The 17,132-nt window shown below is 68.6% G+C and carries 9 protein-coding genes and 3 pseudogenes; 3 read left to right on the top strand and 9 right to left on the bottom strand.

Annotated elements, in window-relative coordinates; genetic code table 11:
• Positions 1-292: 292 nt before the first annotated feature.
• The 4 genes and pseudogenes from KIV56_RS13375 to KIV56_RS13360 all read right to left on the bottom strand — a co-directional run bounded on the left by KIV56_RS13375 (position 293) and on the right by KIV56_RS13360 (position 9,233).
• Positions 293-1,945: a cell wall-binding repeat-containing protein gene (locus KIV56_RS13375; RefSeq protein ID WP_281533820.1), complete on the bottom strand. Its 1,653-nt coding sequence runs from the start codon at positions 1,943-1,945 to the stop codon at positions 293-295.
• 666 nt (positions 1,946-2,611) lie between these two features.
• On the bottom strand, positions 2,612-5,569 hold the full coding sequence (locus KIV56_RS13370) for an ExeM/NucH family extracellular endonuclease (RefSeq protein ID WP_281533819.1): 2,958 nt from the start codon (positions 5,567-5,569) through the stop codon (positions 2,612-2,614).
• Between the two features lie 410 nt (positions 5,570-5,979).
• A complete protein-coding gene (locus KIV56_RS13365) occupies positions 5,980-6,492 on the bottom strand; it encodes an amino-acid N-acetyltransferase (RefSeq protein ID WP_281533818.1) in 513 nt (170 codons plus the stop codon).
• A 211-nt stretch (positions 6,493-6,703) separates the two neighbouring features.
• Positions 6,704-9,233 (bottom strand): annotated as a pseudogene (locus KIV56_RS13360) (ATP-dependent Clp protease ATP-binding subunit).
• Positions 9,234-9,558: 325 nt separating this feature from the next.
• Between KIV56_RS13360 and KIV56_RS13355 the strand changes: the two are divergent.
• Entirely contained in the window at positions 9,559-10,677 is a 1,119-nt protein-coding gene (locus tag KIV56_RS13355; protein WP_281533817.1) for an AI-2E family transporter, read from the top strand.
• A gap of 115 nt (positions 10,678-10,792) precedes the next feature.
• Here the strand turns inward: KIV56_RS13355 and KIV56_RS19860 are convergent, their stop codons facing one another.
• Positions 10,793-11,470, bottom strand: coding sequence for a peptidase dimerization domain-containing protein (locus KIV56_RS19860; RefSeq protein ID WP_348648394.1), 678 nt, complete (start codon positions 11,468-11,470; stop codon positions 10,793-10,795).
• A gap of 103 nt (positions 11,471-11,573) precedes the next feature.
• A pseudogene (locus KIV56_RS19855) lies at positions 11,574-12,152 on the bottom strand (M20/M25/M40 family metallo-hydrolase); the annotation flags it as partial.
• Positions 12,153-12,416: 264 nt separating this feature from the next.
• Between KIV56_RS19855 and KIV56_RS13345 the strand changes: the two are divergent.
• Positions 12,417-13,184 carry a pirin family protein gene (locus KIV56_RS13345; protein ID WP_281536158.1) on the top strand — a complete coding sequence of 256 codons (768 nt, stop codon included), beginning with the start codon at positions 12,417-12,419 and terminating at the stop codon, positions 13,182-13,184.
• Positions 13,185-13,266: 82 nt separating this feature from the next.
• On the top strand, positions 13,267-13,488 hold the full coding sequence (locus tag KIV56_RS13340; RefSeq protein WP_281533816.1) for a pirin-like C-terminal cupin domain-containing protein: 222 nt from the start codon (positions 13,267-13,269) through the stop codon (positions 13,486-13,488).
• Between the two features lie 148 nt (positions 13,489-13,636).
• Here KIV56_RS13340 and cls read toward each other — a convergent pair.
• The 3 genes and pseudogenes from cls to lysS all read right to left on the bottom strand — a co-directional run bounded on the left by cls (position 13,637) and on the right by lysS (position 17,099).
• Positions 13,637-15,101 (bottom strand): annotated as a pseudogene (cls, locus tag KIV56_RS13335) (cardiolipin synthase).
• A 193-nt stretch (positions 15,102-15,294) separates the two neighbouring features.
• On the bottom strand, positions 15,295-15,519 hold the full coding sequence (locus tag KIV56_RS13325; protein WP_281533815.1) for a hypothetical protein: 225 nt from the start codon (positions 15,517-15,519) through the stop codon (positions 15,295-15,297).
• A 5-nt stretch (positions 15,520-15,524) separates the two neighbouring features.
• Complete coding sequence (gene lysS, locus KIV56_RS13320) at positions 15,525-17,099, bottom strand: lysine--tRNA ligase (protein WP_281533814.1); 1,575 nt, start codon at positions 17,097-17,099, stop codon at positions 15,525-15,527.
• Positions 17,100-17,132: the final 33 nt, after the last annotated feature.

Below are 17,132 nucleotides of genomic sequence, written 5' to 3'. Positions count from 1 at the left end.
GCACCACGATCAGCACGATGATGACTATCACGAAGAGCAGGCCAAGACCCACGATGAGGCGGCGGCGCCAGTAGACCTTGCTTGACTGGGGGCCGACCGGATGTTTGATCGTCGACATGCCCCAAGGCTAACCAGCTTTGCCCGGCAGCCCCGGGAATGGAGTGCGTGTCGGCGACGATTGCCGGTCGTGGCAGGAGCCGCGGTTGCCTGCGACCGACAACGAGAACGCCGCCGCGCAGAGAGACGGTTCAGGTCTCCCTGCGCGGCGGCGCGAGGTGGGGATGCTGCCGGGCTAGCCGATGAAGCCCGCAAGCTGATCCGTTATCGCAGCGCCCACGACGTCAGTGTTCCCGAGCACCACGATTCTGGCCGGATGCAGGCGGGTGAGTTCGGCCTGCACGGCCGCCGGGATGCCGTCCGTCCGCACCAGGAGAACAGGCGCACCATCCTTCGCCGCCGCTGCAGCACCGGACAACGCATCCGGGAACGCACCGCCACTGGCGATGTACACCACCGGGACGCCAGGAGCGAAACTCGCCGCCGACACCGCAGCAGACGTCTCGAACCGGTCGGCCCCCGCGAGCCGCGTCACGGTCCCGGACGTCGAGTCATCAAGCGCCGTGGCCACCGCATCGTTCACCGAGACCGAACTGCCCAGGACGACGATCCGGCCGGGCTGCAGGCGAGTGAGTTCGGCCTGCACGGCCGCCGGGATGCCGTCCGTCCGCACCAGGAGAACAGGCGCGCCATCCTTTGCCGCCGCCGCAGCACCGGACAACGCATCCGGGAACGCCCCGCCACTGGCGATGTAGACCACCGGGACGCCCGGAGCGAAACTCGCCGCCGACACCGCAGCAGACGTCTCGAACCGGTCGGCCCCCGCGAGGCGTGTCACGGTCCCGGAGGTCGAGTCCTCAAGCGCCGTGGCCACCGCATCGTTCACCGAGACCGAACTGCCCAGGACGACGATCCGGCCGGGCTGCAGGCGAGTGAGTTCGGCCTGCACGGCCGCCGGGATGCCGTCCGTCCGCACCAGGAGAACAGGCGCGCCATCCTTTGCCGCCGCCGCAGCACCGGACAACGCATCCGGGAACGCCCCGCCACTGGCGATGTACACCACCGGGACGCCAGGAGCGAAACTCGCCGCCGACACCGCAGCAGACGTCTCGAACCGGTCGGCCCCCGCGAGCCGCGTCACGGGAGGCGTGAGCGCGGTGACAGTCAGGGCGACCCGCACCATGGTTCCCGACTCCTTGGCCGTCAGTTCGAGCACGCTTGCGGCCGCGGCATCCACCGGGACAGTGAACGTGACGGTTGCCGTGCCGGTGGCGTCGACGGGGGTGGTCCCGAGGTTCACCGTGCTGCCCCGCAGGCCCAGCGCCAGTTCGGTGTTCTTCGGTGCGCCGAGCGAGGTCAGGTTGAGGCCAGACACGGTCAGGCTCACCGAGTCGCCCGGCGAGACGGCCGTGGTCGGGGCGCCGGAGACGGATGCCTGGCGGGCCGCGAAGGACGGAGCCAGCGGGCTGTGCTCGGTGAGGTAGGAGATCCACGCATCCCGGTCGACGAGGCCCGAATCGCGCGTTCCCGCACCCTGGGTGAATTCGCGGAAGTTGTCACCGCCCGTGATCAGGAAGTTGAACGACCCGATCCGGTAGGAGTGCGCCGGGTCGATCGCCTGTCCGTCGATCCAGATCCCGGTGATGCGATCGCCTTCGGCGCGGCTCGCATCGAAGGTGTAGTCAACGTTGTCCGAGAGTCCGAGCTGCAGGAAGGGCCTGCTCGGCACAGCACCGGCCGCATCGCGCTGCCACTGCTGCTCGAGCACGGTCTTGAACTGCGCCCCGGTCAGGCTGGTCGTCCAGAGGTTGTTCAGGAACGGCAGCACCGCATTGGCCTCGGCGTAGCTGACGACGCCGTCCGGGGCCTGGCTGAGGTCCGCACGCATACCGCCCGGGTTGACGACACCGATTTCGGCGCCGCCCGTGACCGGGTCGGCGAGGAGTCGCGCAGCGAGTTGGCGACGAGCGTGCCGAGAGTGGATGCCGCGGCACGGTTCTCGACGCAGGGAGCGACGCCACCGGTGCAGGCCCGGGTCACATCGGCGGTTACGGACCCGATCGGCTGATTGCCGATCGTGGCGGCCTGGGCGAGCGCGGCATCCGTGATCGTCTTCACGGCCGCGGCCCGCGGGTAGGCGGCCGTGAGGGTGGCGTCTGCGGCCGTCGACCGCTTGACGTTCTGGTTCTTGACCGTGGTGGTGAGGCCGGTCGCCGGGTCGAAGCGCAAGACGATCTGACCGATGTTCTCGCCGTAGCTGCCGGTCTGCAGCACCGGGCGGGTGACGCCGGCGGCGGCATCAGGGACCTGGGCGTCCCAGGCGTACTGCTTGTGGGTGTGGCCGGTCAGGATCGCGTCGACCGTCGGCGCTGTCTGCGTGACGATCTGCGCGAACGCGGTGTCGGTGAGCGCGAGCTCGGTGTCGAGTGTCGCGCCGTCCGGGGCTCCGGCGCCGGCGCCCTCGTGGTATTCGGCGATGAGCACATCGGCCTCGCCGTTGGCGGGATTGCCGTCGCTGAGCTGGGCAGCGACCCGGTTCACCGCGGCGACCGGATCACCGAAGCTCAGGGTGGCGATGCCGTTCGGGGAGACGAGAGACGGGGTCTCCTCGGTGACGGCGCCGATCACGCCGACCGTGACGCCCGCGACGTCCTGGAGCGAATACTCCGGCAGGGCCGGCGTCTCCGTGCCGAGCTGGTACACGTTGGCGCCGAGGTAGTCGAAATCGGCGGCCGTGCTGACGCGGCCGGTGAGGTCGGCGAGTCCCTGGTCGAACTCGTGGTTGCCCACGGCGGATGCCTTCAGGCCCAGCGCGTTGAGGACCTCGATCGTGGGCTGGTCCTTCTGTGAGGCGGATGCGAAGAGCGAGGCGCCGATGTTGTCGCCGTCGGACAGGAACAGGGTCGCCGCGTCGCCGTATTCGGCCTTGAGCCTGCTCGACCGTTCCGGCGAACTTGACGGTGTTGGCGTCGATCCGGCCATGGAAGTCGTTGATGTTGAGCAGGTTGATGTCGACCTTGGCCGCACTCGCGAGCTTCAGCCCGACGACCGCGGGGTCGTGGTCCGAGGAGCGGAAGGCGTCGGCGCGGTAGAAGTCGGTGACGTTGTTGTTGTACCGGCTGTACTCGAGGGCGACGGACTCGACCGAGTTGATGTTCCAGACGTCGACGTCCGTGACGGCGGCGTTGGCCTCCGGCGAGGCGAAGACATGGTCGAGCGAACCGACGGCTCCCCCGAACGCGTAGGTGTACTCGCCCGACTTGGTTTCCTGGCTGAGGTACCCGGCGTCCGTGATGACCTTGATCGGGTCTTCCTGGTCATACGCGTTGAAGTCTCCTGTGAGGAAGACCCTGCTGATGCCGGTATCGGTCTTGAGCGTGTCGGCGAAGCCGACGAGGGCCGTCGCCTGGTTGACCCTGGACGCATTCGAGGCGCCCTGGCCGTCGCCCTGGTCGGCGTCGACGCCCGTTCCGGAGCCCTTCGACTTGAAGTGGTTCACGATTGCGAGGAAGGAACTCCCGGTGTCACCGACCAGCCGGAATGCCTGGGCGAGAGGCTGGCGGGCGTTGGCGAAGGCGGGGGCGTCGAGGATGCTGGAGCTTCCGGCGGTCTCGACGGCCGCTGTCTTGTAGATGAAGCCGGTGCGGATCACGTCCTCGCTCGCGGGGAGGGCGGCCGGTGACGGCACGAAGGCCCAGACCGCGCTCCCTGCGGCCGTGTTGAGGGCGTCGACGAGGGTGGACAGGGCCGCGTCGCGGTCCTTGCCGAAGCGGGCCGAGTTCTCGATCTCCTCGAGGGTGACGACCTGGGCGCCGAGGGCGTTGATCGCGGTCACGATCTTCGCCTGCTGGCGGCCGAGGCTCGCTGCTGTTGCGGCACCGCGGGCGTCACAGCCGCTGTTGACGGTGATCGGCGTCCCGGCGCGGTCGGAGTAGTACGTGCAGCCGGTGAGGGAGTCGCCGGTGGTCGGGAAATAGTTGAGCACGTTGAACGTGGCCAGGCGGATGTCCCCACCGACGGCACGCGGGGCATCCGTGCGGGTGTTGGCGAAGGTCGCCGGCTGGACGGCCGCCGCGGTCGCCGGCACGAGCTCGGCGGTCGGCTGGAGCCTCCACGTGCTGTTGCGGAAGTCGAAGATGACCGGCTTGGTGAAGGTCACTGCTGCGCCGATGCGCACGGGGCTGTCGGTGGAGAGGTACGGGACCGGCTTGGCTTTGTTGGCCGTGGCGAGGTAGTTCGTCGTGGCGCCGTCGTCGAGGGTGACGGCGCGGGCGGCGTTGGCGGCGACCGCGGCGGTGTATTCGGCGGTTCCCGGACGGGCCGTGGCCGTGGGCGTCACGAGGGCGGTGGTCCCGGCGGCGAGACCGATTTCGCCGTACTGGTTCGTCGAGTAGTTGTTCGTGACGGTGAACGCGCCCTGAGGGGCGAGGAGCATTCCCTCGAGGGGTTCGCGGGCGGCATCCGTCGTGGGGAGCGTCACCGTTGCGGGCTGTGGGGCCACGATCCCGGTCTTGTCGAGCGTGACGAGGTCGGCGGGCGCGGCGAGGGTGAGTTCGGTGAGCCCGAAGTATTCGGTGACGGCCCCGGTGACCGAGACGTAGTCGCCGATGCTGACGGGCGCGGCGACAGTGCCGGTGTACACGAAGACCGCGTCGGAGGCGGTGTGCGTCGCCGGGTCGATGGCGCCGCCGGTGCCTGCTGTCTGCAGGGAGAAGCCGGCGAGGCCGCCGGTCGGGTAGGCGGCCGTGACGACGCCGAGGGTCGTGACGGTCGTGCCGACGAGCTCGCTCGCCGCACCGGTGCCCTGGATCGCACTGATCGGGATGGCAGCGACGGGCGGGGCGGTCGGGGTCGCGGTCGGGGCCGGAGTTGCGGTTGCCGTCGGGGTCGGGGTGTCCGTTGCGGTCGGCGTCGGCGTCGGCGTGGATGCGGCCGCGTTCGTGGGCGTCGGGGCACCTGCGAGGAAGTCGGCGGCATTGGAATCGGTGTCGAGCTCACCGGTACGCCCCAGGGACGTCGTGACCGAGGCCGCGGGAGCCGCCGCCGTCTCGAAGGTCGTGGAGGAACCGTAGCCGAGCAGGTCGATGATCGCGGGGTCGTTCACGAGGGAGCCGGTCGCCGGTGCGGTCAGCGCTGTCGTCTGGTTGGCCAGGAAGAGGGTGCCGCCGGATGCCCCGAAGGAGAATGCAAGGGAGGCGTCCGGGGTGGGGAGCGCGGCTCCGTTCGCGGCATTCGAGTTGCCCTGGATCAGGTAGTGGCCCTTGCCGGGGATCGATCCCGTGAGCGCGAGCAGCCCGGTGGGGTTCGCGGTGCCGGCCGGGGAGCGGTACTGCAGCGACGTCCCGGCGAGGTCCACCGCGGCATCCGTGGGGTTGTACAACTCGACGAACTTGTTGAGGTAGCTCGCGCCGGCGCTGCCGCCGTTGAGGTACGCCTCCGAGATCACGATTCCGGTACCGGCGGTGCTTGCCATGGCCGGAACGGCCAGGAGTGGAGCGGCCACGAGGCTCACTCCCACAATAGAGGCGAAAGCCAGCCGGAGACGGCTGCTGTGAGCGGGTGACATGGAACTCCTCGGTGTGCTGGGGGACGAGCACCGTTCGACCAGGGATCGTGGTCACGGGTGCGTTCACGTTCGCGTTCACCGCAAGGCTATGGACTCTCTGTGCATTCTCAATGACAAGGAGATTAACTCTCTGGAAAGCACAATGCTCAACCGGCCCCGTGATTTACATACGAAGTGTCGAGAATCCTCGAGCCGGAGGCTCTCAACCAGCGGCACCCTGGGCGCGCGACAGAACCTCGGAATGACCGCAGGAAGGGTCGGCGGAAGGGTCGGCGGAACAGGCGTTCGGACAACCGCCGTGCCGACCGGATGACGACCGGCGGGACGATCGTCCCAGGAAGCGCAAGGGACCGCGGTCAGCCGAGCCGTTTCACCATGCGGGTGTTGCCGAGCGTGTTCGGCTTGACCCTGGCCAGGTCGAGGAATTCGGCGACGCCCTCGTCGTGGGAGCGGACGAGTTCGGCATAGACGAGCGGGTCGACGGTCTCGGACCCCATGTCGCTGAATCCGTGGCGCGTGAAGAAGGGCACCTCGAAGGTGAGGCAGAACAGGCGGGACAGGCCGAGCTCGCGGGCATCCGCTTCGAGTCGGGCGAGGAGGGCGTGGCCGACGCCGCGGCCGAGCCAGTCTGCGGTGACGGCGAGGGTGCGCACCTCGCCGAGGTCCTCCCACATCACGTGCAGGGCGCCGACGCCGATGAGTTCACCGTGGGTGTCTTCGACGACACGGAATTCCTGAACCGCCTCGTAGAAGACGACGCTCTCCTTGCCGAGCAGGATGCGCTCCTGGACGAGAGGGGCCACCAGGGTCTGGATGCGGGGGACGTCACTCGTGCGCGCTCGGCGGACCGAATACTCCTGCTCCTGCATGTGCTGCGTGCCCGGCCTCTCGTGTGGCTAACTCAGGAAAACCGTTCCAGTCTACGGAAGACCGCCCCGGGTTTCCGCGACCCGACGCACTCGACCCGACGTTCTTCCTGAGTTAGCCCCCGCGCGGGCGGGGAACGGCCGTGCCGAGCGACGCACGCAGAAGGGGCCAGGCGGATGTCTCCGCCTGGCCCCTCCTGCGTGCGTCTGGTGCTTAGTCCGTGGCGACCGCGAGGTCGGGCGTGCCCGATCCGGTGCCGAGGGCTGCCGACGCGTTCACGCCGATGGACACGGCCGTGGCTCGCGCCGTCGTGGTGAACACGTATTCGCCGGCGAGGTAGTCGACGTGCACGTGGTCACCCGCGTTGAGCTCGCCCTGCAGGATCTTCTCGGAGAGACGGTCCTCCACCTCGCGCTGGATCGCACGGCGCAGCGGCCGGGCGCCGAGAGCGGGGTCGAAGCCGACCTCGATCAGGTGCTCCTTCGCGGGGATCGTCAGTTCGACGGTCATGTCGCGGTCGAGAAGGCGGTCGCTGAGGCGCTTGATGAACAGGTCCACGATCTGGAGCAGTTCCGGCTTGGTCAGCTGCGGGAACACGATGACCTCGTCGACGCGGTTGAGGAACTCGGGCTTGAAGTGCTTCTTGAGCTCTTCCTTCACCTTGCCGCTCATGCGCTCGTAGCCGGTCGTCGTGTCGCCCGAGAGCTGGAAGCCGACGGGCGAGCTGCTGATGTCCTTGGTGCCGAGGTTCGTGGTCATGATGATCACGGTGTTCTTGAAGTCGATCACGCGACCCTGGCCATCCGTCAACCGGCCCTCTTCCAGGATCTGGAGCAGGGAGTTGAAGATGTCCGGGTGGGCCTTCTCGATCTCGTCAAATAGCACGACGGAGAACGGCTTGCGGCGCACCTTCTCGGTGATGCTGGCCGCCCTCTTCGAAGCCGACGAACCCGGGAGGCGCACCGAACAGGCGCGACACGGTGTGCTTCTCGCCGTACTCGCTCATGTCGAGGGAGATCATGGCGGCCTCGTCATCGAAGAGGAACTCGGCGAGCGCCTTGGCGAGTTCGGTCTTGCCGACGCCGGTGGGGCCGGCGAAGATGAACGAACCGCTCGGGCGCTTCGGGTCCTTGAGTCCGGCACGGGTGCGGCGGATGGTCTTGGCGAGCGCCGAGATGGCCTCTTCCTGACCGATGACGCGCTGGTGCAGGGCCTTCTCCATGAAGACGAGCCGCGAGGACTCCTCTTCGGTGAGTTTGAACACCGGGATGCCGGTCGCCTGGGCGAGTACCTCGGCGATCAGGCCTTCGTCGACGACGGCGGTCGTCTTGACGTCGCCGGACTTCCACTTCTTCTCGAGGCGGAGGCGCTCGCCGAGGAGGTTCTTCTCCTCGTCGCGCAGGCCGGCGGCCTTCTCGAAGTCCTGATCCTCGATCGCGGTCTCCTTCGCGGCGCGGACGACGGCGATCTTCTCGTCGAATTCGCGCAGGCTCGGGCGGGCTCGACAGGATCGAGAGACGGAGGCGTGCGCCGGCCTCGTCGATCAGGTCGATGGCCTTGTCCGGGAGGAACCGGTCGGAGACGTAACGGTCGGCGAGGTTCGCCGCGGCCACGAGCGCGCCGTCGGTGATGGACACCTTGTGGTGCGCCTCGTACCGGTCGCGCAGTCCCTTGAGGATGTTGATGGTGTGGGGAAGGGACGGCTCCGCGACCTGGATCGGCTGGAAGCGGCGCTCGAGCGCGGCATCCTTCTCGAAGTGCTTGCGGTACTCGTCGATCGTGGTCGCACCGATCGTCTGCAGCTCACCGCGGGCGAGGAGCGGCTTGAGGATCGAGGCCGCGTCGATGGCGCCCTCAGCGGCACCGGCACCGACGAGGGTGTGGATCTCGTCGATGAAGATGATGATGTCGCCGCGGGTGCGGATCTCCTTGGTGACCTTCTTCAGGCGCTCCTCGAAGTCGCCGCGGTAGCGGCTGCCGGCGATGAGCGAGCCGAGGTCGAGCGAGTAGAGCCTGCTTGTCCTTGAGCGTCTCGGGAACATCGCCCTTGACGATGGCCTGGGCGAGGCCCTCGACGACGGCGGTCTTGCCGACGCCGGGCTCACCGATCAGGACCGGGTTGTTCTTCGATCGTCGGGACAGGATCTGCATGACCCGCTCGATCTCTTTCTCACGACCGATCACGGGGTCGAGCTTGTTCTCGCGTGCGGCCTGGGTGAGGTTGCGGCCGAACTGGTCGAGAATCTGGCTGCCCGCCGGTCCGCTCGCCGTCTCGTTGGCGCCGACCTGGACCTGCTCCTTGCCCTGGTAGCCGGAGAGGAGCTGGATGACCTGCTGGCGCACCCGGTTGAGGTCTGCGCCGAGCTTGACGAGCACCTGGGCGGCGACGCCTTCACCCTCGCGGATGAGGCCGAGCAGGATGTGCTCGGTGCCGATGTAGTTGTGGCCGAGCCTGCAGTGCCTCGCGGAGGCTCAGTTCGAGCACCTTCTTGGCGCGCGGCGTGAACGGGATGTGCCCGGTCGGCTGCTGCTGGCCCTGGCCGATGATGTCCTGGACCTGCTCGCGCACGGCGTCGAGCGAAATGCCCAGGCTCTCGAGGGCCTTGGCGGCGACGCCTTCACCCTCGTGGATCAGCCCGAGCAGGATGTGCTCGGTGCCGATGTAGTTGTGGTTGAGCATCTTGGCCTCTTCCTGGGCCAAAACGACGACACGACGAGCTCGGTCGGTAAATCTCTCAAACATGTGATCACTCCCTTGGCACCAGGGGCAGGTGTGGCGCCGATACATCGAGAGTAACGAGGGAAGCCACCAAAGCGCGCCTCTGTTCGCCGCAGGCGTGACGGATGTCTCCACGCGGCCATCCTTGCGGCCTCGCGCAGGGAGGTAATACCCTCATCAGCGGGTCGGTGCGGCAGCCGCACCTGGTCGACGGCGGCGAGAGGCGGCACCATGGACGGCGTGGGCAATCCGCAGGTCAATCCGCAGGTCCCGACCCGCGCGAGCAACGGCCTCCCCCGCGAAGCGGCCGCACCAGGCTGATGCCCGGAGCCAGGCGTCCCGGCCGCGCGTGACGCCGGGCGTGCGCTGGGGCCGCGGGCCGGCATCCGCTCGGCTGGATGAGCCGGTCTCGGTCGCCGCGACGCTGCGCTCTCCCTTCATCACGGGATTCGTCGGCGCTCTCGGCGTGCTCGCGGCCGTCGTGCTCGGTGTCGCGCTTGCGTCGCTCTCGACGATCCTGATCTCGATCGGCGCCGCCCTGTTCATCGCGCTCGGCCTCGACCCCGTGGTGCGGATGCTCGTCGCGCGGGGCCTGCGCCGCCCGCTCGCCATCGGGCTCGTCTTCGTGGCCCTCACCGTGATCGCCGTGCTGATCGTGCTGCTCGTGTTTCCGGTGTTCGTGCGGCAGATCGTGGCGTTCGCCCAGCTCGCGCCCGGCTACCTGGTCAACCTCGAGCACCAGGACTGGTTCATCTTCTTGTCGGACCAGCTCGGGATCATCGACCTCCCCGCCCTGTTCGAAGGGCTCATCGCGCTCGCGACCGACCCGGCGAGCTGGCTGTTCGTGGGGTCCGGCCTGGTCAGGGTCGGGGTCGGCCTCATCAATGGGGTGACCGGGGCGATGATCGTGCTGATCCTGAGCCTGTACTTCCTCGCGTCTCTCGACGGAATGAAGAAGGCGCTCTATGCGCTCGTGCCGCGCCCGCGCCGGCCGGGCTTCATCGACATCTCCGAGCAGATCACCGGCTCGATCGGCGGCTATGTGAACGGGATGCTGCTGCTCTCGTGCCTGAACTCGGGGCTCGGCCTCGTCGCGATGCTCATCATCGGGGTGCCGTTCGCGGGGGTGCTCGCGGTCGTGGTCTTCGCGCTCGCGCTCGTACCGCTGATCGGCTCGGTGTTCGCCGCGGCTATCGTGGTCGCGGTCGCCCTGCTCGCCTCCCCCTCGACGGCACTCTGGATCGGCCTGTACTACCTCGTGTACCTGCAGATCGAGGCGTACGTGCTCACCCCGCGGGTGATGAACAAGGCGATCGCCGTGCCCGGCTCGCTCGTGGTGATCGGGGCGATCGCCGGCGGGGCACTGCTCGGGATGCTCGGGGCGCTCATCGCGATCCCGGTCACGGCCTCGATCCTGCTGATCATCAAGACGGTCGTCGTGCCCCGGCAGGACCGCGTCCGCGCCTGAGCCTGAGCCCGAGCCCGAGCCCGAGTGTCGCCGTTCGCGCCGACAATCGCCGGTCCACAGGCGACGCTCGGCGGCAGCGGCGACACTCGGCGCTTCCCTCGTGTGCCGGCGGTTCTCAGCGGGTGAGGGCGTGGCGGGCCGCGGTGACCATGGCCTCGATGCCGGTCTGGATCGTGGGGTCCTGCACGGGAGCGTAGAACGGCGAGTGGTTGAAGTGCACGTCCTGCATGCGACCGGCGGCGATCGCGGCCCGGAACGCGGCGGGGTCGCCGCCCCCGGTGAACCAGAAGAACGACGGGCAGCCGGCGCGGGTGCCCCACAGGCCGAAGTCCTCGCTCGGCGCCGCCTGCGGGCCGACCCCCACCCGGCCGGCGCCGAAGCGTTCGGTGAAGAGCCCCGCGAACTCCGCTGTCAGGGCCGGCTCGTTGACCAGGGCGGGCACCGAGAAGGTGACCTCGATCTCCGGCGGGCGCGGCGACCCGGCCGCGGCGCACTCTCCGGTGACGATCCGGGTGATGGCGGCGAGCATCCGCTCACGCACGAGCGGTTCGTAGGTGCGCATGCTGATGCCGAGTTCGGCGGAGTCGGGGATGATGTTCTGCTTGGTGCCGGCGTGCAGGGTGCCGATGGTGAGCACGCCGAAGTCGGCGGCGGCGATCTCGCGCGACACGATCGTCTGGAGGCGCAGCACGACGGATGCCGCGAGCACCACGGGATCGACGGACTGCTCGGGGGTGGACCCGTGTGACCCCGTGCCGTGCAGCACGATGCGGATCGAATCGGCCGCGGTCATGACGCTCCCGGCGCGATAGAGCAGGCTCGCCGGCCGGCCACGGGGTGACGTGCTGGCCGAGGGTGATGTCGGGCGTTCCGAAGCGGTCGAAGAAGCCGTCGTCGATCATCGCGGCGGCGCCTGCGCCGAGCTCCTCCGCCGGCTGGAACACGAGGTGGAGGGTGCCGGACCAGTCCGCGCGCTGCCCGGCGAGGATCGCGGCGGCGCCGACCAGCCAGGTGGCATGCATGTCGTGGCCGCAGGCATGCATGACCGGCGATTCCACGCCGTCGACGCCGACCTGGGTGACCGCGCTCGCGTAGGCCAGCCCGGTCCTCTCCGCGACCGGCAGGGCGTCGAAGTCGGCGCGCAGCAGCACGGTGGGCCCGGCGCCGTTGCGCAGGATACCGACGACCCCGGTGCGGCCGACGCCCTCGGTCACCTCATAGCCGAGGGCGCGCAACCGCCCGGCGAGGAGGGCCGCGGTGCGGTGCTCGGCGAAGGAAAGCTCGGGGTTCCGGTGCAGGTCCTCGTAGAGCGCGCGAAGCCCCGGGAGCAACTCCTCGATGGCCGCGGCCTGCGCCCCGGCGCCGGCGACGTCGGTGACGGCTTTGGCGGCAGCGCCGGCCGGGGCGGAAGGGACGGCCGCATCGGCAGCGGGACCGGGGATCGGAGGGGTCCCCGCGGGGGTCTGATCGGACATGACGACTCCTGGGCCGAGGGGGTTCGGTGACGCGAGGAGTGCTCGGCAGGTCCATAGTGCCCGCTCCGGGCGCCCTCCGCCAGAGTCTCCAGCAATGACCGGGGAGTTGCGCCTAGGCTGCGAGCGTGAGCAACCTCGAACGTGACCCCTCCGAGCTCGTGATCGCCGGCGGCACCGGAGCCGTGGCGACCGCGAATCCCTCCGATTCGGTGGATGCGGGCAGCGCCACCACAAGTGCGCGGACCGCCCCCGGCCAGACAGCGGATGCCGCAGGCTCCGGTGCTCCTGCTGCTCCCGCGGGACGTGCCTCTCGGCGGCCCCCGGGCCATGAACGTACGCCGCACCCTGCCCCAGCGCGGCCGGTCCACGATCGGGGCGTGGTGTTTCATCGACCACTACGGTCCCGACGAGATCGCGCCTCCGGTCGCCCTCGAAACCGTGGTGGCGGCCGGGACCGCGTCAGGGACCGCCACCGGCACCGGCACAGGCTCGGGCACTCGCGAGGAGGCGACGGGAGGCGTCGCGGACGGCGCCCGGCGTGGCATGGTCGTGCCGCCGCATCCGCACACCGGTCTGCAGACCGTCAGCTGGCTCTTCGAAGGCGAGATCGAGCACCGCGACAGCGCAGGAAGCCACGCCCCGGTGCTCCCCGGCGAGCTCAACCTGATGACCGCGGGGCGCGGCATCAGTCACTCCGAGGTGTCGACGCCCGAGACCCGGGTGCTGCACGGCGTGCAGGCTCTGGCTCGCCCTGCCCGAGGAACACCGGCACCAGGCGCCGCACTTCGAGCACCTGAAGATTCCGCAGGCGCCACTCGGCGGCGGGGCGACCGCGCGAGTGTTCATCGGCGGCCTCGCGGGCGACACCGGTGCCGGTACCGGCCCCTCTCGTTTCGGCGGCCCGGGTCTACAGCCCGGTGCTCGGCGCGCAGGTCGATCTTCCGTCAGGTGCCGTGCTCGACCTGGACCTCGACCCCGCATTCGAGCACGGGATACTCGTCGACCGCGGACCGGTGCTCGTCGAGGGCGTGACGCTCGCGCGCAGCGAGCTGGGCTACCTCGCGGAGGGCGCGGCAGCATCCGCCTGGAAAACCACTCGAGGCACCCGGCCAGGGTGCTGCTGCTCGGCGGCGAACCGTTCACGGAGAAGCTCGTGATGTGGTGGAACTTCATCGGCCGCAGCCACGAGGAGGTCGTGGCCTGGCGGGCCGAGTGGCAGTCCGAGGTCATCGACGGTGCGGATGCCGCGGGCCGCTTCGGCACCGTCGCCGGCTACCCCGGTCCCGCACTCCCCGCCCCCGACCTCCCCACCGTGCGCCTGAAGCCCCGCACCTGACCCGAGCACCCGTGATGGCGCCGCTGCACCTGCCCCTGCCCCTGCCCCTAACTAATTCGACGGAGATTTTGCCGGGAAAGCGCTTAGATCGCGCTCTCACGCATCGAAAAAACCAAAAACTCCGTCGAATTGGTTAGGGCGGCGGGGGCTATTGGACGGCGGACGTGAGGCGGGCAAGGTTGTCGAGGATGGTGGAGCGCAGCGGCTGCTTCATCCAGTCGTCGAGGGTGAGCAGTTTGCTGTCGGCCCGGTAGCCGTCCTCGACCGCGCGCAGGTCGCGCACGAAGCTGCGGCCGCGCACCATCAGGGACACCTCGAAGTTGAGGCTGAACGAGCGCATGTCCATGTTGCTCGACCCGATCACCGCGACCTCGTCGTCGATCGTGAAGTGCTTGGCGTGCAGCACGTACGGCGCCTTGTACATGTAGATGATCACACCGGCCCGCAGCAATTCCTCGTAGTACGACCGCTGGGCGTGATAGACGAGGGCCTGGTCGCCGATCTCGGAGACGAAGAGCTCGACGTGCAGCCCGCGCTGGGTCGCGGTCGTGATCGCGTACATGATCGACTCGTCGGGCACGAAGTACGGGCTCGTGATCACAATGCGTTCCTGCGCGTAGTACAGCAGGGCGAGGAACAGCCGCAGGTTGTTCTCGCCCTCGAACCCGGGCCCGCTCGGCACGACCTGACAGTCGAGGGTGTGCGGCGCTTGTGTGGGCTGCACCGGCTGGATGTCGCGGGTGAGGAGTTCGTTCGTCTCGCCGTACCAGTCGGTGATGAAGATCGCGTTGAGCCCGGCGACGATCGGGCCCTCGAGCCGCGTCATCAGGTCTTTCCACTTGAGTCCGCGCCGGAGGTTCGACTTCATGTTGTAGGTGCGGTCGATGATGTTCTGCGAGCCCATGTAGCCGACGACGCCGTCGACCGTCACGAGCTTGCGGTGGTTGCGAAGATCCGGCCGCTGCCATTTGCCTTTGAGGGGCTGCAAGGGGAGCATGAGCTCCCACGTGACCCCGGATTCGGTGAGCCGCTTGAGGGTCTTGCGGTAGCCGGGCTTCCGCATCGACTGGATGTGGTCCATCAGCACCCGCACGGTCACGCCGCGCTGCACCGCGCGTTCCATCGCGTCGAAGAACGGCGCGGTGGTCGTGTCGAGGGAGAGGATGTAGAACTCGACGTGCACCCAGCGCTTGGCCTTGTCGATGTCGACGACCATTTCGGCGAAGGTCGCGTCGTAGTCACCGAGCAGGCGCGCGGTGTTGCCGCCGACGAGCGGCATCGCCCCGAGGTTGCGGTTGAGACTCGACCACGGACTCGAGCCAGCCCGGCCAGGGATGGTCGCGTCGAACCTGTTCGATGCCGTCGGTGCTCTCGAGGATGAACTGGTTGATCTCGGCCTGCATCTCCAGCCGCTTTTTCGGCAGGGTGCGATAGCCGATCAGCAGGAAGAGCAGTGCGCCGATGTACGGGATGAAGAAGATGGCGAGCAGCCAGGCCATGCCCGAGGTGGGGCGGCGGTTGCGGGGAACGACGATGATCGCAACGACTCGGATTGTGAAATCGACGACCAGGGCCACGACGAGGATGAAGGTCGAGATGTCGATGCCGAACATGCGAAGTTAGGTGGTCGGCTTCTCAAGGCCGAGCTTCGCGCGCTCCTCGGCTTCGATCTCGGCGTAGACCTTCCGCTCGGTGCGGTCGGCCCTGATGATCGACCGCATGATGACCCAGAAGATCAGCCCGAGCGCGACCGTCGGCAGGATCGAGAAGAACGCACCCCAAAAAGAAGTCCATAGTTCCTTCAGACTACTTGACGAGGATGCCGTAGACGCCGGAGACGACGAAGTAGAGCCCGATCGCGGCGACGATCACCCAGAGCACGATCCGGTTGGTCGTGATCGGCTGGCGTTCCTTGGGGGCCTTGTCAGCGGCCTTGTCGTCTGTCACCTTGTCCGCGGAAACCTTGTCGACGGCATCCGCTGCCTGGGAAGGCTCGTCCGGGGTGGTGTCGTCGTGCGGCTGGGTGCTCATGGCCTTCACTTTACCAACGGGAAGAGGATGGTCTCGCGGATGCCGAGGCCGGAGAGGGCCATCAGCAGCCGGTCGATGCCCATGCCCATGCCACCGGTCGGCGGCATGCCGTACTCGAGGGCGCGCAGGAATTCCTCGTCGAGGCGCATCGCCTCGGGGTCGCCGCCGGCCGCGAGGCTCGCCTGCTCGATGAAACGCTCCCGCTGGATGACGGGGTCGACGAGCTCGGAGTACCCGGTCGCGAGTTCGAAGCCGCGCACGTAGAGGTCCCACTTCTCGACGACGCCGGCCACCGAACGGTGCCCGCGCACGAGCGGGCTCGTGTCGACGGGAAAGTCCATCACGAAGGTCGGCCGGGACAGGCCGCCCTTGACGAAGTGCTCCCAGAGTTCCTCGACGTACTTACCGTGGATCGGGTGCTCGACCTCGACACCTTCCCTGGCCGCGAGCTCCTGCAGTTCGGCGAGCGGCGTCTCCGGGGAGATCGTGCGGCCGACGGCCGTGGAGAGGCTGTCGTACATGCCGATCCTGTCCCAGTCGCCGCCGAGGTCGAATTCGGTGCCGTCCGCCCAGGTCACGACGTGGGAACCCGAGATCGCCGTCGCGGCGTTCTGGATGAGCGTCTGGGTGAGGTCCGCGATCGAGTTGTAGTCGCCGTATGCCTCGTAGGCCTCGAGCATCGCGAATTCGGGCGAGTGTGTCGAGTCGGCGCCCTCGTTGCGGAAGTTGCGGTTGATCTCGTAGACCCGGTCGATGCCGCCGACGACCGCGCGCTTGAGGAACAACTCCGGCGCGATCCGCAGGAAGAGTTCGGTGTCGAAGGCGTTGCTGTGGGTCGAGAACGGGCGAGCGGATGCGCCGCCGTGCATCACCTGGAGCATGGGCGTCTCGATCTCCAGGAAGTTCCGGTCCGTGAAGGTCTTCCGCAGGCTCGCGACGGTCTGCGAGCGCTGGATGACGCTGCGGCGGGCCTGCTCGCGACTGATCAGGTCGAGGTAGCGGCTCCGCACCCGGGTCTCCTCGCTGAGCTCGGAGTGCAGGTTCGGCAGCGGGAGGAGGGCCTTCGCGGCGACCTGCCATTCGGTGACCATGATGGAGAGCTCGCCGCGGCGGGAGGAGATGACCTCTCCGGCGACGAAGAGGTGGTCGCCGAGGTCGACGAGGTCCTTCCAGGCGGCGAGGGAGTCGACGCCGACGGCGGCGAGGGAGACCATGGCCTGGATCCGGCTGCCGTCGCCGGCCTGGAGGCTCGCGAAGCAGAGCTTGCCGGTGTTGCGGAGGAACACGACACGGCCGGCGAGGCCGACGGTGACGCCCGTGACGGCATCCGCTTCGAGGTCGCCGAAGCGGGCACGAATGGCGGGGATCGTGTCGGTGACGGGAACGCCGACCGGGTAGGCGCCGCCGCCGGGCGTGGTCGCCGCCTGGATGAGCCGGTCGCGCTTGGCGAGGCGCACGAGCTTCTGCTCGCTGTTCTCCTGCTCGACCCTGACCTGCTCGGCCTGCTCGGCCTGCTCGGCCTGCACCGCCTGCTCGGCGGTCGGCTCGGTCGGCTCGGTCGTTTCGGTGTGCTGGCTCATGCGGTTCTCCGTTGGCGATTCAGGTTCGTGCAG

The sequence above is a fragment of the Cryobacterium breve genome (assembly GCF_027594785.1).
Lineage (GTDB): Bacteria > Actinomycetota > Actinomycetes > Actinomycetales > Microbacteriaceae > Cryobacterium > Cryobacterium breve_A.
Note: the sequence above shows the minus strand (reverse complement) of the source record. Positions and strands in the feature narration are given on the sequence as shown.